Origin of the sequence: Haloplanus aerogenes (assembly GCF_003856835.1) — an archaeon.
Taxonomy (GTDB): Archaea; Halobacteriota; Halobacteria; order Halobacteriales; family Haloferacaceae; genus Haloplanus; species Haloplanus aerogenes.
The window spans coordinates 2,357,709-2,378,314 of the sequence record NZ_CP034145.1; the positions used below are offsets into that span (position 1 = coordinate 2,357,709).

Sequence of the window (20,606 nt, forward strand, 5' to 3'; positions counted from 1 at the left end):
CCGCCCGTATGGCAGCATCGCTCCCGACCGAATTGATCGGTCGGGTGTCGAAACGAATCGGGTGGTACGTCAACCACGAGAACCTCCTCGTCCGATTCGTCTCCCTGTGGATTGTCGTCGCGAGCGCGTTCACCGCGGCGTGGCTCCTCAGTTACTTCTTCCTTCCCCAGGGGCTGTTACGCGGCGGGAATCCGGGCGCATCTACGGGGTACGCGGGGAGTATCACACGAGAGTTCTTGTGGCTGTTCGGGTGGAACGTCGGCGTCTCCCTGATCGCTATCGGCGCGAACACGCTTCGGTCGGTGAACACGCCGATGGGGTACGTCATCGAGGTCGTCCAGGCGCCCTGGTACGGGGCCGTTTGGGGGACCGGGTCTCTCGCCATCGGGACGGGAGCGCGCATCGTGCCGTCGCCGACCGTACTCGTCGAGCGGAGCGGGCCGATGGAGATCACCGCCATCGTCGCTATTGTCGTCGCTACCAGAGGCGTCATGATCTGGCGCCAGGAGTCAGGCCCACGGTGGCGGGAGGAGTTCGATCGCGTGCAGTCGCCCAGCGACTGGTCGCTGACACGACGCGAGTGGGCACTACTGATCGGTGGATATCTGCTGTTGGCAGTCGCGTGCTACCGCGAGGCGGTCGCGATAGCACAGATCGCCGGGTGAGCGGAACCGCGATCGTGTGACTCCGGATTCGGATGGGTTGTCCCTAATGAATTACGAGAATAGCGAGATGCTGAGCGTGGTCGATAGTCGTTCACAGCGTGACCTGCGCCTCGATTGAGGCCGTAGCCGCACCACGTGAACGCACGGGTCACTACTGGTTTATCATCTCTCCCTCCGTCCTAGCGGTAGATATGTCCTCAACAGCCATCTCGACAGAGGTACAGCAGTCGCTCGTCGCCACCGTCACCACCGAGACTATCCCTGGCCACGAGATTGTGGAGGTGCTCGGTATCGCCCGCGGCAACACCGTCCGCGCACGGAATGTGGGACGCGACATCACCCAGGGACTCCGAAATCTCGCTGGCGGAGAACTCAAGGCCTACTCGACGCTGCTCGCCGACGCTCGGGATCAGGCGATCGAGCGGATGGAAGCGGACGCACTTGAGATGGGAGCGGACGCTGTCGTGAACGTCCGGATGGAAACGTCCGAGGTTACCCAAGGCGCTTCGGAAGTGATCGCCTATGGGACGGCTGTCAAACTCGCCTGAGGAGACTGTCGTGGCCGGCGTCGAGCAGCCGCGGTCGAGTTTGAACCTGCTCGACACTACTCGCGACTGATCCGGTCGGTACTACACGTCGAGAGAACTGAGAGGATGTGCTTGCGGAGCCGATCGGTCGCAAGCGATCCAGTGACGTGTCCGTTCTCCAGTACGGACAGTGGCAGTCCCGCGTAGCCGGGCGCTGTCGGTTGTACTCGATGATGCGGTCGTATCGGGCAAGCAACGGGGAACAATCATCCGTCCCGACGGTACTGAACTCCTCCTCGAAATCGAGTATCTCACGGAGGTAGTCCGGCCGTCTCCGAGCCGGTTCGGCAGTCATCTTCCGATAGACGGACGTGACGAACATCTCGCCCAGCGCCGCCCCGGCGAAGATCGGGACGTATTGGTCGACGGTGTCGAAGCACGCCCGGTGGAGGTTGACCGCCCAGCCACCGAGGCTGAGACCCGAAGCGAGGACCGGACTGCTGGTACGCTTGCTCGCCTCGGTCGCGAGCGCGTCGATGAGACCGACCGAGGCGGCGAGCATCCCCACGAAGTTCTCGAGGTCACCCATTGCTCGGGCGTACTCCGTGTTCGATCCGCCGTGGAACGGGGCCTTGACGGCGATGACGTTGGCCGGGATCGCTTCGTCGGTCGTGACGAACAACCGCCGAAACGAGTTCGAACTGAACCACCCGAAGTCGAACGGTCGCTCGCCACTCCCGTGGTGATAGATAAGCGTCGGATAGTTCGGGCCACGCCATTGCCAAGGCATATACGCCGTCTCGAACGTCCCGATCGGTGTGTCGACGGTCACAGACTGCTCGCCAGCACGACTGAGGTCGTCGACGGTGGCCTCCGATTCACTCGCCACCTCGATGAGCGGTCGTGAGTCGAGCGACCGACCGAAGAACTTCGCATCACGCAGGAGGAGGACACTGACTTGTATGGTTCCGACATCGAGGAGTTCGTGGATGTTCGTCATCTGATTTGGAAGCTTGGTTCGGATGCTCTGTGCGTTCCGGTCGGTTCCCCGGAGTCACACGCCGCGTGTGGTCGACGAATCACGACGCTCCCGCATTTCACGCCGAGCCACTAACCGCCCCCTAGATCGGCTGATCATCGGGGGTGTCCGGAAACTGTTGAACGACTAAGAGCGCTCACGAACGGGAAGCTGTTAGATGGCCCGGCTGTATTTCGAGTCAACTCTTTGTAATTACATCGTGTCGTATCTTGTATGTCCCAGTTGACGCGCAAGACCATCCAGAACGGAGTCATCGGTGGCGTGGTTGGGTCCGCGCTCGGCTTCGTCCCACTCGTCCTCCTCGTCGCGCCACTGTTGGGTGGCGGCGTCGCGGGGTACCTCGAACGCGACGATGCCAAGGGAGGATTAGTCGCGGGTGCCGTCGCTGGGGTGGTCATGGCAGCTCTCAGTACCGTCGTCACGGGCGTGATTCTGTTCACACGCTTCGGCGAGTTACCGTTCGGCCCGGAAACGCCGCTCGCAGGCCTCGGTATCGCTGCACTGCTGTCGCTTGCAGCCACCCTCGGGCAAATCCTCGTTGCGAGCATCGGCGGTGCGCTCGGCAGTCTCCTCGCAGGCGCCCATCTGTCAGAAGACGCTGCGGGTGGAGGTCACGAGCGTAACTGGAGCGTCGTCGTCGGAAGCTTAGTCGCCGGGATCCTGACGTTTGCCGTCGTCACCGTTGTCGTCGCCGTTGTGCTCGAGGCGTTCATCTGGTTGTCGCTGCTCGTCGCCCTTCCAATCGGGTTCATTGCTGGTGCCGGTGTCGCCATACTCGGGTACCGCTACGTCACGCGCGGCCCCGACAGCAGCGTCAACTGGCGTGGTGTCGGTATCGGCGTCGTCGCCGTCGTCGTCGTCTTCGCGTTACTGCTCGGTGGCGTCTACGCGCTGGGCCAGCAACGCGCCGAGCAATCAGAGCAGAGTACCTACGAGTACCAGGTGACGATCGCCACGAACCAGACGCTGACCAACGCGACGTTTTACGTGCCGGTCCCGGAGACGAACGGCGAATCGGAACTCGGCGAGCAGTTCGTCGAGGACGTCCAGTACAGCCGCGAAACCCCCGCAATTCGTGGGGCCGACGACACCCCGGCGCGTGTGAACTTCACCTACGAACTCGTCGACACGGAGCACGGACGGATGCTTGCCATCAGTGCAGACCGTATCGAAGTTCAGCGCGCCTACTACCGTGAGGTGGAGAACGAAACTATGGGATGGCGCGAACCAATCCCTGAGTCGCAGTACGATCCATCGAACCCATCGATGGGGGTGGTCGACGACGGCACTTTCACGTTCTCCGTGACCGCCACAAGCGAGGAGACTATCGATACGGCAGCGCCGTTCGGAACGGAGCCACTGCTCACGCCGCAGTTCAACCGCACGGGGGTCGAGTGCAGGTATGGTCGACAAGAGCGCCACCGCTGCTTCGAGTACGACACCCGCGTGTACGCCACCTACGGGGCACCAGAGGATACGACGGTGTACGTCTCCGCGCAACTCGACGGTCGCAACGAGTGGGTCGCCGGCGAGTGGACGGGCAACGAATACCGCGAGTGGGCCCACACGGAACTGCTGGGCCCGGGCCAAGGCTGGTACGTCGTGCAAGGCGAACTGGAGGTCGGAAGCGGTCGCTATCGGGATTAGTCCCGCGACTTACGATTTCTAATTGTCGTCAAGTGACCTCTTCCAGTACTGTTTTCGGCGGAAGAGCGCGCCGACCAGTTCGAAGACGGGGCCCTGGAACGTCGACACGGCCTGAACGAGCCACGCGGAGGCACCCTCCGTCTTGGCATCGCAGTTGAGACTCGCCGTCCGACGCTATTTATCCCGATTCCGCGTACTATCCACGCATGGACACCAGACTCGCTCTCGCTGTCGGACTCGTCGTCGGTCTGATCGTCGGTGCGGCGGGGGGCGCAGCGGCCGGTGCCGCGCTCATTCCGACTCAGAGCGTCTCCTCGCCGTCGTTCTCGACCTCGGCTGGGACGGGGTGTGTGAGCAACCCCGCGACCGGCGGCTGGGTCGGACAGGTTCCTAACGGAGAGACGCGGACGGTGGCACTCAATTTCACGTTCACACACGACGTGACCGACGTGAACGTTCGGGCGAATCTCACGGAGCCGAGTCCGGGGCACTACCGCTTCACCGTCGAAGTCGCGCCCGGCGACGGGGCGAAGGGCCAGCCCCCGGCGGATTGTACGCCGCGGACCACATTCGACGCACTCGTCTCGCTTCCCGGCGACTTCCGGACGGTAACAGTCGTCCTCGACGGGGCCGTCGTGACGCAAGTCGAGCACCCAGAGGACTCGTTCGCCACGTTCCGCACGCTCTCGGGGAACTACAGCGTGGCCGTCGACGAAGACGGAGCCAGCCGGCTCGACTCGTCGTGACCGACGAATGCCGAGGCGTCGACACAATCGTGGGCGACGCGCGCCCGACGAGCGGCCGGCCCCGCCGCTCACCCGACGAATCCGTGAGCGATGCCCGCAGGGAGGAGCGTCCCGCGCCTGTCGACGAGCCATCCAGTGACGATGCCGACGAGGAACACGACGAGGAGTAGTGGCCACGCTGAGACGGGGTAATACCCGAAATGAGCGAGCGCGAAGACACCCGCTTGTCCGACGATCGCGACGAGACGCCCGTATCGCTCCTGGAGGAGATTCTGGAGAAACCCACGGAACAGCGTCTCCTCCTGGAAGGCGGCGATGGCGAACCCGAAGAACCACCCGAGCAGCAGGTTCACTGCGAGGCCGCTCGCTGCGTCCGCCGCGACGGTCGGAGAGGGGTCGGCACCGACCTCCCCAACCGGAGCGAGTCCGGGGAAAAGCGCAGTGAGGGCGAGCGTGCCTCCGAGGGTGGCGGCGAGCACGAGGACGATACCGGCGACGCCCCAGAGGAGGTCGCCGCGGAGTCGCTGCCGGTCGAACCACCACCGCCGGAGGTCGACGCCCACCCAGCGCGTGAAGCCGAAGTAGACTAGGCCGACCGAGAGGGTCGCGTTAAGTTAGAGGATGAGGCGTTCGAGTTCTGAGTGTCTATGGCAGAATCCGAACGCCTCAGCAAGTGTATCGAGTGGATCGACTTGTCGTTTGTGGAGCGAGATCGGACTCCCGAGTGGGCGATTCAAGTGGGCATCCGGTGTCATCTCGCAGATATGTCAACTAGGGATGCCAGTCAGTTTCTCGATGAGTTGGGAGTCCAACGCAGTCACGTCGCGGTTCACAACTGGGTTCACAAGGCCGAGCTACAGCCGGTTTCGACGGTGAGTGCGGATCAGCTTGCGGTCGACGAGAAAGTGATCCGCATCAACGGCGACGACTACTGGCTGTACGGTGCCGTCGATCCCCAAACGAACGAAATCCTCCATTTCAGGCTGTTTCCAGCGACAACGAAACAGACGACGCGATGGTTTCTGACCGAACTTCATCGACGATATCGGCTAGATGGCGTCGAATTTCTCGTCGATGACGCCGATTACTTGGTGAACGTCCTCGACGAAGACGGGTACCGATTCCAGATGATTTCACACGGGAATCGGAATGCCATCGAACGTGTCTTTTGGGAGATAGAACGACGAACCTCATCGTTCGCAACTAGTTTCAGCCATGTCGAACCGCAGACAGCAGAATCGTGGCTCAAAGCCCTCGCCGTCCGGCACAACTCACGCCAAAGTTAACGCGACCGGCGAGGCCAGCTTGATAACAAACCAAGCGAAATTCCTCTAACTGTATCTAGGGCTTAACGAACTTGGTTTTGTTCAGTTGTCTAAGCGATAGCCGGTCGCCCCCGTGATTTAATCCGCCACTCCACGTAGTCCTGCGGGATGAGACGACGTGCCATACTTCGAACCGGGCTCGTCGCTGGGTCCGTTGCTGTGGCCGGATGCACGCGAGGCCGCGGTGGCCCTGCATTCCAAGAGGGGTTCGAGAACGGGCTGGGGGACTGGCAGGCCAACGCGGCTATCGGGCCGGAGGTGAACATCGAGGAGTTCGAATGGGAGGTGACGGTGTCCGGTGAACAGGCGATGAGCGGGGAGCGGTCGCTTCGCATCTGGAACGAAGGCGACTACGACGATGGTGTCACATGGGTGACCCATCCGGTGCCAGTTCCGTCGGGGGGTGCCGACGAGGCGACGGTCCGAGCACAGATTTGGAGCGAGTCCGAGTCGTTCAATACGCTCCGGGATGCCGTCATGCGTCTCGGCCCCGAACGCCCGGAGACCGAGGAGGAGTTTCCCCATCCCGGCGTGAACACGACTGCGCTGGGCGAAACACCGTATGGAGGCCTTCGTGAACCGCTCTGGCTGGCCGATGGCTGGCGGGAGTACACCTTCGAGTGGACGATGCCGTCGCTTTCGACGGAGACGCTGTACGTCTCGGTGGGAACCAGTGTCATCTGGGAAGGAGACGCGACCCACTACGTCGATGATATCTCCGTCGAGTTCGACTCCGCATGACGACCGTTCCCAACGGAATTATCGGTGATATTCTCGCAGCAGGACTCCTCCGACTGATTGGGGGCGAACAGTCCGTGGACAATGCGACAGCCTCCGGCACCGGTGACCATCCGCAGTCTCGACGGTGGACGGGCGGTCTGAGTATGATCTATGGGGCTGTCGACGGCGGCGCGCTCCTGCTACTCGAGCGGCACGTACTCGGCGTGCTTGCTGTCCCACCCAGTGTACTCGAGGCGCTCGGTACGACTCTTGTCGGACGTAGCGAGCCCAGAACTAATAGGCATCTACGCCACGACACGTGTGTGGTATGAACGGGACTCGGCGGATGATCCTCGCGGTCATCGACAGTAGCCTGACGGCAGGGTGTCTGACCGACGGAGACGGGAACGGCACCACGCCCTCACCAACGCCGAGCAGCGGCGGACCGACGACGCAGAATGGGGGCACGCCGTCACCGATCCCGAGCAGTTGCGACCCGGCCGACGTGAGCCATCCGCCCGTCGTCGAGGAGTCGAACCACCCGGCGATGGGGTACGGAACGAAGCCCCAGGAACTCACTCAACAGTCCGTGGCCGACTATTTGGCGGACTTCGAAACCGCCTACGCCTGGAACCGCATCCTCGACGATCACAGTCCGGTGGCGAGACTTAACATCGATACGACCACACCGTGGAACCCGGAACCCGCCGGTGCGGGGTTCCTCGCGTCGAGTGGGATCGAAACCAGTTACACCCCCGAGGGGAGTGAAGAATCCTCCGAGCGTGCGTATGTGGCGAGCTACTACGTCTCCCCCGACCCGGTCTACCGAGTCCAGACCGAAGCCGAATCGGTCGATCCGCGCTCTCATCCCGACCGTCAACTGGTCCAGTGCGGCACGGACACGAAGAAATAACGTTCCGTCGGTAGACTCGGCCTTGATGAATACGCGCGCCGTATCTTGTACCGCGAGCGTTGACAGGACCCGAATAGACAGACCGTGGGAAGTTTGCTATGACACGCGTTAACCTAATACTACCCCTGAACTCGACACTCGGGGCGGTGGGTTCCGGCTCCACGATTACGACGTATCCAGCCCACCCATTTCGTCGGAGAAACGCTCATCCCGTTCGGTCATCTTCACTTCCAAAGATACTGTGACAGAGTTGTAACACGTGAGGGACAGACAGGGTACCGCCTCCGGACAACGTCGTCCAGTATCGAATCGCTGCTAACCGCTGTACATCAAGACTTCAACTCGCCCACCGTAACCTACCGCTGTTCGGGGAATTCCACGAGACCGGGCTCGTCGTTCAAGCGGCGAGCGTGGCGAGGACCACGCTTTCGGCGGTGACCACGACAAACAGGAGAAATCCCACGAACTGGACAGCCGGTCCGGCAGCCAACGCAACCGTTGAGCGGCGTCCGTCCCAACGGGCGGCCAAAACGAACGCGCCAGCCAGGCTGAGAATAAACCAAAGGAACACACCGGCATCGAGCAGCAAGAACTCCCAGGCTTCGTACGGGCGAGGGAGGCGGGTCCCGATCGCAACGAGAATCGTGAGTAAGCCCGCCGCTGTCGTGCTTACCAGTCCCCAGACTGCAAGCCCGAGCAGACGGCGCCGTCCCGTCGTCGGCCGCCTTCGAACGTAGAGTGCGAGTGCCACGGGTGTGGGAGTCAGCAGATACGCCACGGGCCCCGGACGGACGTTGCTCGTTGCGTCGAGAACGAACACCCCCAAGCCCAGGGCAAAGACGATCACAGCAGGGACGATCGACTGGCGAGGATCGAGCAGTGCTGGAACGGGCCGACCGAGAGCCGAGCCACTCATTCGAGTGTGTCCCCTCGCCGGTCGGTCGTCGTCTCGTTGACGAAGTAGGTGGCTTCGTACGGCTTTCCGTCTGCAATACCGGTGGGTTGACCAGTCCCGTCGTCGCCGAACGTCCAGTAGAATCCGACGCGCACGACGACTTCGTATCCATCACCGCTCTCGGCCACCGAGACGACGCCTGCACCGACGACGATCTCTTGAATACTCTCGGTTTCTTCTTCGACTATCAGGTTATGCCGGTACACTTCTTCGTAGGCGGCGATATACGGACCGGCAGTCTCACCGTCCACCGTGGGCGGGCGGTCGGGATAATCTCTCTGCTTGACGCCGTCGGTCGGAGCAAGCCCGCCGAGACATCCTGAAAGACAGAACAGTCCGACGACTGCGATGGTGGTCAGTGGTCGCAGAGTCATAGGAACGCTACGGTCGTAGTTGTAAAAACGCTACTCGTGTAGAACGAATGAACGATTCGATGTGGGTAGTTACTCCAACACGATCGAGAACACACACGTTCCGGAGGTCCGAGGCTCGGAGTCGCCCGAAACCACCCGTACCGTCGTCGTGTTAGCTGCACACTCCTGTCGTGAATCGGGGCGCATAATACTGTACGCTGTCCGATGTTTTCCCGAGCATGCTCGCCATGGAAGTGTTCCCACTTGGGTGCCAATGACGTCTTTCGGTTCTGAGCGCTGAGAAGTTGCGTATAGAGGGTTCGTTCAGCAAGACGCCCTCCAGAAGTATCTTGTGAACGCGAGGCGGCACTTGTTCATGAACAGACGGGAAACACTCGGTGTGATGGCTTCGGTTGTGGCCGTGATTAGTGGGTGCTCGCAACCGGAAGTCACGGAACGGCCGACGGGGGAGGTCGACATCGCGTTCAGCACCGAAGCGGACCGGGATTATCTCATCCGAGTCGAAGTCGTCGATGCGGACGGGACTCTGGAAGACGAATTCGAAACCGCGTTCCCGCCAGACCAACAGGGAGCCCCAAGTTATTACTCGTCCGGCCTTGCCAACGGCCCGTACACCATCACCATTCAGACGGAAGCCGAACAGGAAACCCTGGAGTGGTCGATCACCGACTGTCCGAGCCTCGAGGTCTCTGTAACTGTACTCGCGGATGGGCAACTGGAGGTCGATCGTACCTGTGCCAGTTCGTGAAGGTCCGAATGGCGCGATGTCGCGTCGGTGATCCGCAACCACTTGCCGACCCGTCGCTACTGACCGATTTGCGCCCTGTATCCAGCACAGTTGCCGAAACACATCTCTGATCGAGGATTTCAACGAGGTCGACGCTTTGAACGACAGTCGTTTCGTTCCCGGATTCGACTTCCTTCGTCGCACCCGAGAACAGGGCCGTGAGCGAGGGCGTCGCGACCGACTGGAGGGTGGCCACGAACGCGCCCTCGAGGGCGTAGATGGTGCCCGTGACGTTCCAGCCGACGAGCCGCGACACTTCGGGCGAGAGGTCTCTGACGACCTTGTTGAACAGGAGGACGCTCGCGAGGAGCGCGATGGGGGCGAGGGTCTCCCGGGGACGGGTCCGGACCTTGGCCGCGAACTGAGAGAGGCCGCCCCGACCGACGACGGTGTCAGTCGTCGCGGCCGTCGCGATCCCCGCCCCCGCGAGGACGGCGGCGGACACGACGACCGACGACGCGAGACTCGCCATCAGGGCATCACCAGGTGACCGTCGTCCGAGTAGCGATACCCCGTGTCGCGAAACGGTCGCGAGCACGCTCGACGTCGAGCGTGCCGTTCTCCCCGGGGAACGGCGTCGGCGGATCGCGCCCGTCCCACCGCAGGTCGCGTGAGCGGACCGGCCGCCGGGCGAGCGGACTCGTGGCGGGATCGGCGTACCCCCGGAACACGTCGTCGACGATGGTGGCCTTGTCGACCAGGTGGGCGATGGCGCGGGCCAGCACGTCGGTAATCTCGTGTTCGTCGCGCTCGCTCCGGGGTACGTCGAGCCAGTCACACGCCTCGTGGGGGAACACCTACGCTCCCGCGTTGACGAGCGTACTCTCCGGGTCGTCGGGTTTTTCCCGGCTGTCCGTCACGCAGCCGCCGTCGGTCGACAGCACGCCGTAGGACGAGGGGTCCGGCCGGTGGACGGCGGCGACGCTCGGCCCGCGCTCGAAGAGCGTCGCCACGTCCGTCGGATCGTAGAGGTTGTCGCCGTTGAGGACGGCGAAGTCGCTGTCGACGTGGGGCGCAGCAGTTCGGACCGCGTCGGCGACGTGGGCGGCGATGGGCCGGTCGCCGGCCGGCAACATCGGCTTCGGAGCAGACGCCGACAGCGGCTGGATTCGCGTGCCTCGGCCAGCGGCGAGAATGACTGCTTGCATCGGTTGGGCCGACGCGTCGTCAGGCCATTATTATACAGCCGCTAAGGTGCGTCGAACGGCGGAATTCGGGGGGTAACCGCCGACGGGGAACCACGGACGCAGGCGGTCAGGTCTCCGAGACGCCACTCGCGGTGACCAGGTCGTCCGCCCGGTCCAGCAGTTCGTCCGCCCGCTCGGCGCTCCGCGCCTCCGCCGTGAGACGGACGAGCGGCTGAGTGCCGCTCGCACGGACGAGAAACCAGCCGTCGTCGACCGTGACGCGGACGCCGTCGGTGTCGTCGACGTCGTCGAACACCGACTCCGCCCGGCGCTTCACCTCCCGAACGACGCGGTCGTTGTCCTCGCAGACGCGGTTCGCCCGGCGGGTGACGTAGCCACCGACCGATTCGAGCAGGCCGGCGAGCGAGCCGGCGTCGTGGACGAGCGCCGCGAGTCGGCAGGCGGCCAGCGGCCCGTCCGGACAGCGCGTCTCGTCGGGCCAGATCCACGCCCCGCTGGGTTCGCCGCCGAAGACGGCTCCTTCCGACACGATCCGTTCCGCGACGAACACGTCGCCCACTTTCGTCCGCGACACCGACGCGCCGAAATCGTCGAGGGCGTCGTCGACGGCGAGGCTCGTATTGAGGGGCGCACAGACCGTCGCGCCGTCGTCCGCCGCCGCGCGGGCGAAGAGCGCGAGCAAGTGGTCGCCGGGGACGAAATCGCCGTGCTCGTCGACCGCCATCATCCGGTCGGCGTCGCCGTCGTGGGCGATGCCGAGGTCGGCCGCCGTCGCCGCGACGAACCGGCACAGATCGGCACACGTCTCCGCCGTCGGCTCGCTGGGACGGCCCGGAAACGTCCCGTCCGGCTGGGCGTTCAGCGTCGTCACGTCGGCACCGAGTTCGCGCAGTGCGTCGGGCGTGACGCTGCCCGCGCCGTTGCCGAGGTCGACGACGACCTGCAGGCCGTCGACCCGATCACAGGCGTCGCGGACGGCCGCGACGTGTCGGTCGTGGGCCGCGTCCCAGCGGCGTTCGGCGCCGACGCCGGCCGCGGCCGACAGATCGTACACCTCTTCCTCGATGCGGCGCGTAATCTCGTCGCGTCGGGGCGCATCGAAGGCCTGCCCCGAGGGGGCGAGCAGTTTCAGGCCGTTGTCCGCCGGCGGGTTGTGCGAGGCGGTGACCGCGACGCCGGCGTCGGCGTCGCGCCACCCGACGCTGCGGGCGATGGTCGGCGTCGACGCCGTCCCCACGTCGATTACGTCCGCCCCACACTCCCGGAGACCGGCCGAGAGCGCGTCCACGAGCATCGCGCCGCTGTCGCGAACGTCACGGCCGACGACGACCCGGTCGTACGACCCGGAGCCCAGCGCCCGCCCGACGGACAGCGCCAGTTCGGCCGTGACCTCGCTTCCGACTGTGCCGCGAATCCCGCTCGTTCCGAACATAGTCGTCCCACGCAGGGAACCACCCTAACTATCCGGTGCTTAACGTCGCCACCGAGCGGTGACAGGGGACCCGAGAACGCGAATCGAGGCCAGCGGTGGGACCACGATCAAATGTCCGGAGCCCGTAGCCGTTCGTCGAAGAAGTCGTCATCCCCACCGCTGGATGCGTCGATAGAGACCGATAGCGGAGCGGCCGGTGATTCGTTCGCTGACAGTCCACACACGCCGAACAGCGCAACCGCTACGCTCTCCGGGGTCGACGACGACGGCGAGAAGTGATTACGTCAGGACGTACTGACAGGCGTCGTCGCGTCCGTTTTCACAGAGTCGTTCGAGCGTGTGGCACGCCCGATCGTTGCCGTCGCTGCACTCCTCACGGAGCAGTACCATGTCCTCTTGCTTCATAATTTGTGACCTCGTACCATGGTAGTAAGTAGCATAGCACTTATAGATTCGGTATACGGCGACGTTCGTGTCGCGGTTCCCCGATACCAAGAGGCGTTACTGCGGGACGTACCGGCAGGCGTCGTCTCGGCCGTCCGCACAGAGCCGTTCGAGCGTCCGGCACGCGTCGTCGCTTCCTTCACTGCACTTTTCGCGGAGTTTCAGCAGCACCACGTCGTCTTGGTCCATGTGTGTTAACCTCAATCATGGCAAGATGTGCCATGGTATTTACGTTTATCGACGAGGCAACACTAGCCACTATCGAGAGTGCGAGTCCCGTGGCTCGGCGGGTAGAACACGATGAATGTGGACGGCGGGATTGCCCGGCGTTCCGAGCCGGGGAATCCCGGTCGCCTCCTCCACCCCGCGATCCTTCGAGCGACTGGCGTCCGGCGATGGGCTGCTCGCTTCCGCGCCTGACCCGGTGCCGCCGACGAACCGCGGCGGAGCGTCCCTGCGGACGCGCGCCGCGGACCGCTGTCCCCGAAGGACGAGGCTTCCACGTTGGCTCCCGGGGCCCGGACCGGTCTGACCGGACGCCCCCGAGTTCGGTCCCCGCTCAAGACCGTAGTGCGGGTGGAAGAGCAGGGCCTAACTGCCCGACCTAGTCCATCTCATCGTATGCCGGTTCCTCTTAAGGGCCTTTCGACTCGCCCACACGCCGACGTGGAGTCGTCGGCCGACGCGAACGACGGCGACAGCGCCGGTGTCGAGGGGTTCTTGCCTCCGGCTCCCGTCGATCCACCGTGACACTGATCGCCGTCGCCGCGATGACCGAGGACCGGATCGTCGCGGACGCGTCCGGCGTCCCCTGGGATCACCCCGAAGACGTCCGTCAGTACAAACGACGCGTCGCCGACGCGCCAGTCATCGTCGGCCGGACGACGTACGAGGGCATGCGTCCCGACCCGCCCGGCCGACGCCAGATCGTCCTCTCACGGTCGGCACCGACCTACCCCGAGGCGACGGCGACCGTGGTCGACGGCGTCGAGGCGGCGCTGGCGGCCGTGGACGAGGGCGAGACGGTCTACGTCATCGGCGGCGGGCAGGTGTACGAGGCCTTTCTCCCACACTACGACACGATGGTGCTCACCGTCGTCGAGGACGAGATCGAACCCACCGCAGAGATGCGATTCTTCCCCGCGTGGGACCGGTCGGCGTGGACCCTGACCCGCACCGACGACTCCTACGACGGCTTCCGGATCGAGTTCTGGGAACGCGACGAATCGACGGCCGACTAATCGAGAACCGCTCGCGCGTAGAGCGCGGCCGCGGCGGCCGTGAGCCCCGTCGCGGCGACGACACCCCACCGAAGTTCCGTGATCCACGACACCGGGAAGCCAAAGAGCGGGTCGAGCGGCGCCGCGAGCGCCCACGAGAGCGCGATGGCGAACGCGACGACGCCGAGAGGGACGGCGATGCCCGCGGCGGTCGTCGGGTCGGTGCGGCCGCGCGCCCCGGCGAGGAAGACGACGACACCGACGAGCGCGAACGCGAGGACGGCGCCGACGCCGAGCGGACCGCTCGTGTAGTACTGAGCCAGTTCGCTCCCCCAGTCGGGAAAGAGGGCGAAGGGGAGGGCGAGTGCGGCGACGACGGCGAGACAGCCGACGATGCCAAGCACGGGGGCGGCCTGCTCGGTGCGCATATCTCACCCTGTCGCCGCCGGCGGGTTAAATGGCTCGTATCCCCCGCGACGCCCACGATGAGCAAGGAATTTAGTCGCGCGCCGTTCAGTTGGGCCAACGTGACCGACATCCACCCGAACCAGCGCGTCGCGATACTCGCGGACGCGCAGAACCTCTATCACTCCGCTCAGAGCCTCTACTCCCGCAATATCGATTACTCGGCGCTCCTCTCGAAAGGCGTCTCGGAGCGCGAACTCGTCCGCGCCATCGCCTACGTCATCCGCGCGGACTCGCCCGAGGAGGAGCGATTCTTCGAGGCACTGCAAGAGATCGGCTTCGAGACGAAGATCAAGGACATCAAGACCTTCGGCGACGGGTCGAAGAAGGCCGACTGGGACGTTGGCATCAGCTTGGACGCCGTGACGCTCGCGAACCACGTCGACGTGGTCGTCCTCTGTACCGGCGACGGCGACTTCTCCCGCCTCTGCTCGCACCTCCGCCACGAGGGCGTCCGCGTCGAAGTGATGGCCTTCGGCTCCTCGACCGCCGACGAACTCGTCGACGCCGCCGACTCCTTCCTCGACCTCGCGGAACGCGAGGAGACGTTCCTGCTGTAGGCTATCGTCGCCGCACCTCGACCACAGCCACGCATTCGATCCGGAGCGCATCGTCGGCCCGACCGCCGAGGAGAGCGACAGTCCCGAAGGCGTACGTACCGTCGTCGAGCGCCTGCACGATGTACGTCGTGTCGTCGGTCCGGGGCGTGGGATGGGGCTGGAGCGACAGCGACCACGTGTATCGCTGCCCGGGGTCGATGGTGCGCCACGCGTCGCTCGTCGATCCCGAGGCGATTCGATCCCAGCCATCTCCCGTCCGGCGGGCGATCCACCAGTCGTGCGGGTCGACCCCGACGGATCGATCCGGATGCTGATCGTGCAAGACGAACTCGACCGTCTCGGCCGACAAATCGTCGGAGTCGGGTTCGAAAACGGGGGTAGAGGCGTTGAGGAAGACGCGGCTCCGGATTCGATCCTCGGACGGCCAGCAGACCGTCCGATCCGGGTCCGCGGCGAACGACGGACAGTTCGGGTCGGCGTCCGGCCGCTCGCCGTCGGTTCTCGAGGTGCCGGTGCCAGTCGCGCGATCACGTCCGTCGCTGCGCGGTGGGGTGATGCCGACACAGCCGGCAGTGGCGGAGAGCGATCCGAGCGTCGCGAGGACCGTGCGGCGCTGCATATTGGTCGGTGATCGCAGAGCGGTATGGGCTTCGTGGATGGTCAAAGAGCCGTATGCGTCACCTACAACTCGTCATCGAGGACTCGCTCCTCGACCGACCGCCCGTTACGACGGTAGAACGCAGTGGCGTAGGTCTGCCGGAAGGCGAAAAACAGCGCCGTCGTCACCGCGGAGACGAGTGCGAGCGCGATCACTTCGGGCGTCGAGAGGCCGAGGCCTGCCCCGGCGAACATATCGGCCATCTGGGGAGCGCCGGCGCCGGCACCCGATCCGGGGCCGCCGGGGCTCATCCCGCCACCGATCGGGCCCGGCGTGTCGCCCGTTCCCGGCCCGCTCGTGAGGAAGCGATAGGCGGCGAAGCCGGAGACGGGGAGCGCGGCGAGACCGCCAAGGACGACCGTAATGACGCTGTAGCCGAGCGTGCTGACGACGTTCCCGCGGACGAAGTCGACGCTGTCGGTGATGGCGTCGACGGGGCCGGCGTCGTCGACGACGACGATGACCGGGTAGAACTGGATGAGAAAGAGCACGACGAGATACGCGAGCGCCAGCAGGACGCCGAGCGCCGCGCCGACGAGGGCGGCCGGGCCGGCGCCGCCACCCCCGGCCACCAGCGCGACGAGGGCGAGGACGATGAACGCGACGCCGAACGCCAGTTGGATACCGAACTCGACGAGCGTGGCGAGCAGGATGTCGACGTACCGATCCTTGCCGGTCGCGGTGAACGCGTCGAAGGCCGTGTCGCCGTCGAGCGCCTCGCGCGCCATCCCGAGGACGCCCGCGAGGACGAACGGCGTCACGAAGAAGGTGACTAGCTGGAGCAGGGCGGGGGCGAGGGGAATGCCCGCTAGCTGGAGGGCGCGCTGGGGGAGGACGACGAGCGCGTACGCGAGACCACCGAGGAAGAGGACCGGGTTGCGCGAGAGTGCCCCGGTCGCTGTACGGAGGGACTGAACCGCTGACATACCCAAGCACGGGCGTAGCGGCCATATAAAACGTGGTGAGACGGCAACGGGAGCGCCGCCAGTTATTACGCCAGCGTGTCGAGACTCGCCCATGCGCGTCAGCGTCATCGGCGGTGGAACGGTCGACGAGGCGGCAGCCGAGCAGGCCCGAGCGGTCGGGCGGCTGCTCGGGGAGCGCGATCACGTCGTCGTCTGTGGTGGTCTCGGCGGCGTCATGGCGGCGGCCTGCGAGGGGGCGCACGCCGCGGGCGGCGAGACGGTGGGTATCCTCCCGACGGCCGACCGCCGCGACGCCAACGAGTACGTCGACACCGCCATCGCGACGGGACTGGGACACGCCCGCAACGCGCTCGTGGTGATGAACGGCGACGCCGTCGTCGCCGTCGACGGCGGGGCGGGGACGCTCTCGGAACTCGGGTTCGCGGGCGTCTTCGACCGACCGGTGGCGGGTCTCGGCACCCACGACGCGCCCGGCGTCGAGGCCGTCGACTCGCCCGCGGAGGCAGTCGATTACGTGGAGTCCGCGTCGTCGTCCCAGCACTGAACGTCGACCGGGACCTTGAGGTCGATCACCGGACTGCCGTCGGCCATGTCGACACCGCCGAGTCGGAGGCGGCCGGCCTCGTGATCGACCGACAGGACCGAACACTCCGAGATGCAGACCGGGTTGGGCCGGGCGGGCGACCGCGACGTGAACACGCCACGGGCGGGGTCGCGATCCAGCGTCAACACCGACCTATCGGCGCGGTCGGCCCACCAGACGACGACAATCCGGTCGCCGTCGAAGCCGGCCAGTCCCTCGCGGTACTCGGGATTGAGGTCGACGACGCCCTCGGCGTCGTCGTGGAAGCCCTGTCGGGGCGCCTCGCTCGTCGTCTCGTAGGGCGTGTAGACGGTGCCGATGGGGTCACACTCCATGTGACGACCACCCGCCGAGGACGCAAAAGGGCACGGGGCGGTGCGGGACCGACGCGTCAGATGCCGGCCTCGGCAGCACCGGTGTCGGAATCGGTCTCGCGGTCGGTCTCGGAATGGGCGTCGGTGTCGTCCCCGAACGCGTCGTCGATCAGCGTCACGTCCGAGAAGACGATTCTGGCCCCGCCGGTGCTCCCCGCGTGTGCCGCGGTCGTCCAGCCGTGCGCCTGTGCGATGGCGTCGACGATGGCCAGTCCCAGCCCCGTCCCGTCGGCGGTCGTGAACTCGTACTCGAAGACCGATTCGCGGTGTTCCGGCGGGATGCCCGGACCGTCGTCCTCGACGTAGAAGCCGTCCTCGTGACGACCGACCGTGATGGTGACGGCCGGGTCGTCGCTCGTCACTTCGCCGTCCGGAGTGCCGTGTTCCACGCTATCCCCGCGAGTGTTCGAGCGGGGAGTGGTCGAGCCGTGCTCCACACTATTCCGAAACAGATTCTCGAAGACGTTCAACAGCCGCGTCCGATCCGCGGACACCGAGACGTGGTCGTCGATGTCGAGGGTGAGCGTCGCGTCGGCGGTGTCGGTCGTCTGCCACGCGCCTTCCGCCACGTCGACCAGCGAGACGCGCTGGCGGTCGTCGATCGTCCGGCCCTCGCGGGAGAGCGTCAGGAGGTCGTCGATGATCCGGTCGATGCGGTCGAGCGACCCGATCACGTGTTCCAGATGGTTCGGATCGTCGTTCTCCAGCGCCAGTTCGGTCCGCCCCCGGGCGACGTTGAGCGGGTTTCGGATGTCGTGCGAGAGGGTGCTCGCGAACCGTTCGAGCTGTGCCTTCTGCCGTTCGAGGTCGCGAATCCGACGCTGGCGGTCGGTTATGTCTCGGACGACGACGGCGTACCCCCGGAGCCGACCGTCCGTGTTCAGTCGGGTTACCGTGACGGAGTACTCGCGTGGTGTCGACCCGTCGTATCGGGTGAACGTGGACACGAACGGCGACGACGTGGTGGTGCCGGTGGGGACGGGATCCGTTCGTCCGCCGTCGGTGCGCGCCTCGTCGTCGAGGAGAGCCGGGAGTACGGTGTCGATTCGCTGGCCTCGATTCCCGCCCAGTTCGGGGAACGTCACGGCGGCGGCGTCGTTGTAGTCGAGGAGGCGGCGCTCGTCGTCGACGACGAGGACCCGTTCGTCGAGCGCCTCGAACACCGCCTCACGGGCGAGCGGGACCACGTCGAACAGCTGATACCGGTACACTGCCCATCCGGCGAGGGCGGCCGTCCAGGCCGAGCCGACGACGAACCCGCCGTCGAGCGGGCCGACGAGCAGTCCCGTGAACCAGAGGCTCGACACGACGAACGGCGAGACGAAGCCGATGAGCAAGACGAGCGTCTGCATCCACCGCCCTTCACGACGGGCGAGAAAGCGATAGCCCAGCATTCCGACGGCGGCGTAGTAGGCGACGAAGGAGGGGAGCGTCAGGAGACCGAACGCCGTCGTCGGCGTGGCGGTCAGGTGTGGTACCGTCGTCCCGACCATCTGATAGCCGTCGCGGGCGAGATGGTGTATCGGATTCGTCACTTCGAGCCCGACGACGACAGCCGCGTAGATGCCGACGCCAGCCAGCAACTGACGGGGAAGGTGGCGGCGATTGTCCGAGAAGGCGAGCGCGAACAGGAAGAACACGACCGGGACGAGCAGACTCAGCCCCGTATGCAGCGCGTAGAACAGAACCGAGAGCGACCGCGTCGGCGCGAGTAGCTCCGCGACGACGAGCAGTCCGAGCGGTGGATGCAGCGCCAACAGGAGGACGAACAGCTGACCCGACAGGTCGAGGTCGGTCGACCACAGCCACGCGGCGACAGCCGTCACGAAGCCACTGGTCAGGAGAATCGCCCCGATGTAGAGCGTCTCGGCGTTCATCCACCCACCGTCTCATACGCTCCGCAGGAGAGGGGGATAATCTTGGTGGTTAGTAAAATACATCTGACGTTTCTCAGCGACCGTTATCGGCGGTCGGCGAGGCGTGAATCGGACGACGTGGACCGGTGGTGGCGACGACGTGTTAGAAATCCGTCACCAGGTCCCGTGGAAGGTGTCGAACGAGAGGGAGTCGAGAGGCTCGTCGCCGACGGCGATGCGGTACTCGCCCGGCGTGAGCATCGGCTTGTGGAACTGCGGACCGTCGTCGGTCGTGATCCGTGGACAGCCCGTGTTGACGAAGGCGTCCATGTCGAAGTTGCGGAGGCGGTCCGGGGTCACCTCGTCCATCGTGATGAGGTAGGTGTCGTCGTTGTCGTTAACGATTTCCTCAGCCATATCCCAGCGCCCCTGCCCGATCTTGGTGCAGAAGATGACGCCCCACTTCTCGGCGTCCATCGCCCGGTGAACGGCGCCGTAGCGTTGCTTCATGAACTTCTCCGTGTCCGCGACGGTGACGACGTTGTTGACGGGGTCAGCGATGACCACCTTCTTGTCCGGGTGCTCCATCGCCAGCCCGAGCGGGTGGAACTTGCCGCCGCCGACGTAGAGCACCTGATCGGCGTCGATATCGGCCGAGGCGTAGTTACAGCCGAGCACCTGCCCCTCGTGGGTGAGGCGGTCGTCGCCCTTGCGGGTGTGGACGTTGTAACCCTCGTCTTCGAGCCACTCCTTCATCTCGTCGAAGCGGTTCATGTGCTGAGCCGTCGTGACGAGACCGACGTCGTCCTCGGGGAGTTCGTCGAGGGCGTCCTCCATCATCGGGAAGGGGTCGACGTTCGAGAACAGGGGGACGTAGATGATCTTGTCCGACTCCTTCATCGGCGAGTGACCGAAGTGGACGAACACGTCCGTCCGGCGCATGAGGTAGGTGTCGAGGTCGCAGGCGCCGTAACAGGGCTGACCGGAGAGCATGTAGGTCACGTCGTCGTCGGTCAGCGCTCGGAGGTCGTCGGCGACGGCGGGGCCGCGCCGTTTCAGCCCCTCGGGGAACTGGAGGCCGACCTTCGTGGCGCCGCGTTCCTCGACCGCCTCGACGATGCGGTCGAGTTCGTAATCCCACTCCCGGTCGTGTTTGAGCGACATCCCCGTGTTTCGGAGATCCCCCTCGGAAGATACGTCCTGACTCATTGCCCGTTCGTTGCCGTCGTGGCCGGTTAAGGG

The 20,606-nt window shown here is 65.1% G+C and carries 26 protein-coding genes and 1 other RNA gene; 10 read left to right on the forward strand and 17 right to left on the reverse strand.

What is annotated here, in order from left to right; translation table 11 throughout:
• The first annotated feature begins 8 nt into the window (after positions 1 to 8).
• Together DU502_RS12000 and DU502_RS12005 are read left to right on the forward strand one after the other, a co-directional pair.
• Positions 9 to 665, forward strand: coding sequence for a hypothetical protein (locus DU502_RS12000; RefSeq protein ID WP_121922155.1), 657 nt, complete (start codon positions 9 to 11; stop codon positions 663 to 665).
• A 191-nt stretch (positions 666 to 856) separates the two neighbouring features.
• Positions 857 to 1,213, forward strand: coding sequence for a YbjQ family protein (locus DU502_RS12005; protein ID WP_121922154.1), 357 nt, complete (start codon positions 857 to 859; stop codon positions 1,211 to 1,213).
• Here the strand turns inward: DU502_RS12005 and DU502_RS12010 are convergent.
• Complete coding sequence (locus tag DU502_RS12010; protein ID WP_199722793.1) at positions 1,200 to 2,192, reverse strand: hypothetical protein; 993 nt, start codon at positions 2,190 to 2,192, stop codon at positions 1,200 to 1,202. The two genes, DU502_RS12005 and DU502_RS12010, sit on opposite strands and share 14 nt — an antisense overlap.
• Positions 2,193 to 2,444: 252 nt before the next feature.
• Here DU502_RS12010 and DU502_RS12015 point away from each other — a divergent pair, with 252 nt between their 5' ends.
• A complete protein-coding gene (locus tag DU502_RS12015; RefSeq protein WP_121922153.1) occupies positions 2,445 to 3,878 on the forward strand; it encodes a DUF5518 domain-containing protein in 1,434 nt (477 codons plus the stop codon).
• Positions 3,879 to 4,084: 206 nt separating this feature from the next.
• The gene (locus tag DU502_RS12020; protein ID WP_121922152.1) at positions 4,085 to 4,624 is read left to right on the forward strand and encodes a hypothetical protein; all 540 of its coding nucleotides are present in this window, start codon (positions 4,085 to 4,087) and stop codon (positions 4,622 to 4,624) included.
• A 68-nt stretch (positions 4,625 to 4,692) separates the two neighbouring features.
• Here the strand turns inward: DU502_RS12020 and DU502_RS12025 are convergent, their stop codons facing one another.
• Positions 4,693 to 5,187 (reverse strand): CPBP family intramembrane glutamic endopeptidase, encoded by a 495-nt coding sequence (locus DU502_RS12025; protein ID WP_121922151.1) that lies wholly within the window; start codon positions 5,185 to 5,187, stop codon positions 4,693 to 4,695.
• An 84-nt stretch (positions 5,188 to 5,271) separates the two neighbouring features.
• Here DU502_RS12025 and DU502_RS12030 point away from each other — a divergent pair, with 84 nt between their 5' ends.
• The 3 genes from DU502_RS12030 (at position 5,272) to DU502_RS12040 (ending at position 7,582) form a co-directional block, all read left to right on the forward strand.
• The gene (locus DU502_RS12030) at positions 5,272 to 5,910 is read left to right on the forward strand and encodes an IS6 family transposase (RefSeq protein ID WP_124897078.1); all 639 of its coding nucleotides are present in this window, start codon (positions 5,272 to 5,274) and stop codon (positions 5,908 to 5,910) included.
• 198 nt (positions 5,911 to 6,108) lie between these two features.
• Positions 6,109 to 6,690, forward strand: a complete 582-nt coding sequence (locus DU502_RS12035; protein WP_241966805.1) for a hypothetical protein — start codon at positions 6,109 to 6,111, stop codon at positions 6,688 to 6,690.
• A gap of 307 nt (positions 6,691 to 6,997) precedes the next feature.
• Complete coding sequence (locus DU502_RS12040; protein ID WP_121920584.1) at positions 6,998 to 7,582, forward strand: hypothetical protein; 585 nt, start codon at positions 6,998 to 7,000, stop codon at positions 7,580 to 7,582.
• Positions 7,583 to 7,979: 397 nt separating this feature from the next.
• Here the strand turns inward: DU502_RS12040 and DU502_RS12045 are convergent, their stop codons facing one another.
• The 9 genes from DU502_RS12045 to ffs all read right to left on the reverse strand — a co-directional run bounded on the left by DU502_RS12045 (position 7,980) and on the right by ffs (position 13,337).
• On the reverse strand, positions 7,980 to 8,498 hold the full coding sequence (locus DU502_RS12045; RefSeq protein ID WP_121920583.1) for a hypothetical protein: 519 nt from the start codon (positions 8,496 to 8,498) through the stop codon (positions 7,980 to 7,982).
• Complete coding sequence (locus tag DU502_RS12050) at positions 8,495 to 8,911, reverse strand: hypothetical protein (RefSeq protein WP_121920582.1); 417 nt, start codon at positions 8,909 to 8,911, stop codon at positions 8,495 to 8,497. The genes DU502_RS12045 and DU502_RS12050 overlap by 4 nt, the downstream gene beginning before the upstream one ends.
• A gap of 662 nt (positions 8,912 to 9,573) precedes the next feature.
• Positions 9,574 to 10,170, reverse strand: coding sequence for a hypothetical protein (locus DU502_RS12055; protein ID WP_121920581.1), 597 nt, complete (start codon positions 10,168 to 10,170; stop codon positions 9,574 to 9,576).
• 7 nt (positions 10,171 to 10,177) lie between these two features.
• On the reverse strand, positions 10,178 to 10,495 hold the full coding sequence (locus tag DU502_RS19110) for a hypothetical protein (protein WP_394338929.1): 318 nt from the start codon (positions 10,493 to 10,495) through the stop codon (positions 10,178 to 10,180).
• A complete protein-coding gene (locus DU502_RS18745; RefSeq protein WP_394338928.1) occupies positions 10,496 to 10,846 on the reverse strand; it encodes a sugar phosphate nucleotidyltransferase in 351 nt (116 codons plus the stop codon).
• A gap of 106 nt (positions 10,847 to 10,952) precedes the next feature.
• A complete protein-coding gene (gene glmM, locus DU502_RS12065; RefSeq protein ID WP_121920580.1) occupies positions 10,953 to 12,278 on the reverse strand; it encodes a phosphoglucosamine mutase in 1,326 nt (441 codons plus the stop codon).
• Between the two features lie 279 nt (positions 12,279 to 12,557).
• Positions 12,558 to 12,683 carry a hypothetical protein gene (locus DU502_RS18890; protein WP_277872146.1) on the reverse strand — a complete coding sequence of 42 codons (126 nt, stop codon included), beginning with the start codon at positions 12,681 to 12,683 and terminating at the stop codon, positions 12,558 to 12,560.
• A 96-nt stretch (positions 12,684 to 12,779) separates the two neighbouring features.
• Complete coding sequence (locus DU502_RS18895) at positions 12,780 to 12,911, reverse strand: hypothetical protein (protein ID WP_277872145.1); 132 nt, start codon at positions 12,909 to 12,911, stop codon at positions 12,780 to 12,782.
• A 115-nt stretch (positions 12,912 to 13,026) separates the two neighbouring features.
• Positions 13,027 to 13,337, reverse strand: an RNA gene (gene ffs, locus DU502_RS12070) — signal recognition particle sRNA.
• A gap of 131 nt (positions 13,338 to 13,468) precedes the next feature.
• Between ffs and DU502_RS12075 the strand changes: the two genes are divergently transcribed.
• Positions 13,469 to 13,963: a dihydrofolate reductase gene (locus tag DU502_RS12075; RefSeq protein ID WP_121920579.1), complete on the forward strand. Its 495-nt coding sequence runs from the start codon at positions 13,469 to 13,471 to the stop codon at positions 13,961 to 13,963.
• Here DU502_RS12075 and DU502_RS12080 read toward each other — a convergent pair.
• Entirely contained in the window at positions 13,960 to 14,370 is a 411-nt protein-coding gene (locus DU502_RS12080; RefSeq protein WP_121920578.1) for a DUF7548 family protein, read from the reverse strand. The two genes, DU502_RS12075 and DU502_RS12080, sit on opposite strands and share 4 nt — an antisense overlap.
• 99 nt (positions 14,371 to 14,469) lie before the next feature.
• Between DU502_RS12080 and DU502_RS12085 the strand changes: the two genes are divergently transcribed.
• A complete protein-coding gene (locus DU502_RS12085; RefSeq protein ID WP_121920609.1) occupies positions 14,470 to 14,967 on the forward strand; it encodes a LabA-like NYN domain-containing protein in 498 nt (165 codons plus the stop codon).
• A gap of 1 nt (position 14,968) precedes the next feature.
• On the opposite strand, the gene DU502_RS12090 is transcribed toward DU502_RS12085, so the two are convergent.
• Both DU502_RS12090 and DU502_RS12095 read right to left on the reverse strand, forming a co-directional pair.
• Positions 14,969 to 15,586 carry a hypothetical protein gene (locus DU502_RS12090; protein ID WP_121920577.1) on the reverse strand — a complete coding sequence of 206 codons (618 nt, stop codon included), beginning with the start codon at positions 15,584 to 15,586 and terminating at the stop codon, positions 14,969 to 14,971.
• Positions 15,587 to 15,648: 62 nt separating this feature from the next.
• On the reverse strand, positions 15,649 to 16,551 hold the full coding sequence (locus tag DU502_RS12095) for a DUF7847 domain-containing protein (RefSeq protein WP_121920576.1): 903 nt from the start codon (positions 16,549 to 16,551) through the stop codon (positions 15,649 to 15,651).
• Between the two features lie 91 nt (positions 16,552 to 16,642).
• Here DU502_RS12095 and DU502_RS12100 point away from each other — a divergent pair, with 91 nt between their 5' ends.
• Positions 16,643 to 17,095 (forward strand): TIGR00725 family protein, encoded by a 453-nt coding sequence (locus tag DU502_RS12100; RefSeq protein ID WP_121920575.1) that lies wholly within the window; start codon positions 16,643 to 16,645, stop codon positions 17,093 to 17,095.
• On the opposite strand, the gene DU502_RS12105 is transcribed toward DU502_RS12100, so the two are convergent.
• From DU502_RS12105 to dph2, 3 genes are all read right to left on the reverse strand, one after another.
• The gene (locus tag DU502_RS12105; RefSeq protein WP_121920574.1) at positions 17,062 to 17,469 is read right to left on the reverse strand and encodes a TrmO family methyltransferase domain-containing protein; all 408 of its coding nucleotides are present in this window, start codon (positions 17,467 to 17,469) and stop codon (positions 17,062 to 17,064) included. The two genes, DU502_RS12100 and DU502_RS12105, sit on opposite strands and share 34 nt — an antisense overlap.
• Before the next feature lie 56 nt (positions 17,470 to 17,525).
• Positions 17,526 to 19,385 (reverse strand): histidine kinase N-terminal 7TM domain-containing protein, encoded by a 1,860-nt coding sequence (locus DU502_RS12110; RefSeq protein ID WP_121920573.1) that lies wholly within the window; start codon positions 19,383 to 19,385, stop codon positions 17,526 to 17,528.
• Between the two features lie 153 nt (positions 19,386 to 19,538).
• On the reverse strand, positions 19,539 to 20,573 hold the full coding sequence (dph2, locus tag DU502_RS12115; protein ID WP_121920572.1) for a diphthamide biosynthesis enzyme Dph2: 1,035 nt from the start codon (positions 20,571 to 20,573) through the stop codon (positions 19,539 to 19,541).
• Between the last annotated feature and the right edge of the window lie 33 nt (positions 20,574 to 20,606).

What these genes read in the sequence shown, in the direction of transcription:
- DU502_RS12050 (WP_121920582.1), bottom strand. Translation starts at nt 8,911, where the DNA reads ATGACTCTGCGACCACTGACCACCATCGCAGTCGTCGGACTGTTCTGT.
- DU502_RS12045 (WP_121920583.1), bottom strand. Translation starts at nt 8,498, where the DNA reads ATGAGTGGCTCGGCTCTCGGTCGGCCCGTTCCAGCACTGCTCGATCCT.
- DU502_RS12000 (WP_121922155.1), top strand. Translation starts at nt 9, where the DNA reads ATGGCAGCATCGCTCCCGACCGAATTGATCGGTCGGGTGTCGAAACGA.
- DU502_RS12055 (WP_121920581.1), bottom strand. Translation starts at nt 10,170, where the DNA reads ATGGCGAGTCTCGCGTCGTCGGTCGTCGTGTCCGCCGCCGTCCTCGCG.
- DU502_RS12030 (WP_124897078.1), top strand. Translation starts at nt 5,272, where the DNA reads ATGGCAGAATCCGAACGCCTCAGCAAGTGTATCGAGTGGATCGACTTG.
- glmM (WP_121920580.1), bottom strand. Translation starts at nt 12,278, where the DNA reads ATGTTCGGAACGAGCGGGATTCGCGGCACAGTCGGAAGCGAGGTCACG.
- DU502_RS12105 (WP_121920574.1), bottom strand. Translation starts at nt 17,469, where the DNA reads ATGGAGTGTGACCCCATCGGCACCGTCTACACGCCCTACGAGACGACG.
- dph2 (WP_121920572.1), bottom strand. Translation starts at nt 20,573, where the DNA reads ATGAGTCAGGACGTATCTTCCGAGGGGGATCTCCGAAACACGGGGATG.
- DU502_RS12090 (WP_121920577.1), bottom strand. Translation starts at nt 15,586, where the DNA reads ATGCAGCGCCGCACGGTCCTCGCGACGCTCGGATCGCTCTCCGCCACT.
- DU502_RS12100 (WP_121920575.1), top strand. Translation starts at nt 16,643, where the DNA reads ATGCGCGTCAGCGTCATCGGCGGTGGAACGGTCGACGAGGCGGCAGCC.
- DU502_RS12095 (WP_121920576.1), bottom strand. Translation starts at nt 16,551, where the DNA reads ATGTCAGCGGTTCAGTCCCTCCGTACAGCGACCGGGGCACTCTCGCGC.
- DU502_RS12015 (WP_121922153.1), top strand. Translation starts at nt 2,445, where the DNA reads ATGTCCCAGTTGACGCGCAAGACCATCCAGAACGGAGTCATCGGTGGC.
- DU502_RS18895 (WP_277872145.1), bottom strand. Translation starts at nt 12,911, where the DNA reads ATGGACCAAGACGACGTGGTGCTGCTGAAACTCCGCGAAAAGTGCAGT.
- DU502_RS12010 (WP_199722793.1), bottom strand. Translation starts at nt 2,192, where the DNA reads ATGACGAACATCCACGAACTCCTCGATGTCGGAACCATACAAGTCAGT.
- DU502_RS18745 (WP_394338928.1), bottom strand. Translation starts at nt 10,846, where the DNA reads ATGCAAGCAGTCATTCTCGCCGCTGGCCGAGGCACGCGAATCCAGCCG.
- DU502_RS12020 (WP_121922152.1), top strand. Translation starts at nt 4,085, where the DNA reads ATGGACACCAGACTCGCTCTCGCTGTCGGACTCGTCGTCGGTCTGATC.
- DU502_RS12040 (WP_121920584.1), top strand. Translation starts at nt 6,998, where the DNA reads ATGAACGGGACTCGGCGGATGATCCTCGCGGTCATCGACAGTAGCCTG.
- DU502_RS12005 (WP_121922154.1), top strand. Translation starts at nt 857, where the DNA reads ATGTCCTCAACAGCCATCTCGACAGAGGTACAGCAGTCGCTCGTCGCC.
- DU502_RS12110 (WP_121920573.1), bottom strand. Translation starts at nt 19,385, where the DNA reads ATGAACGCCGAGACGCTCTACATCGGGGCGATTCTCCTGACCAGTGGC.
- DU502_RS18890 (WP_277872146.1), bottom strand. Translation starts at nt 12,683, where the DNA reads ATGAAGCAAGAGGACATGGTACTGCTCCGTGAGGAGTGCAGCGACGGC.
- DU502_RS12080 (WP_121920578.1), bottom strand. Translation starts at nt 14,370, where the DNA reads ATGCGCACCGAGCAGGCCGCCCCCGTGCTTGGCATCGTCGGCTGTCTC.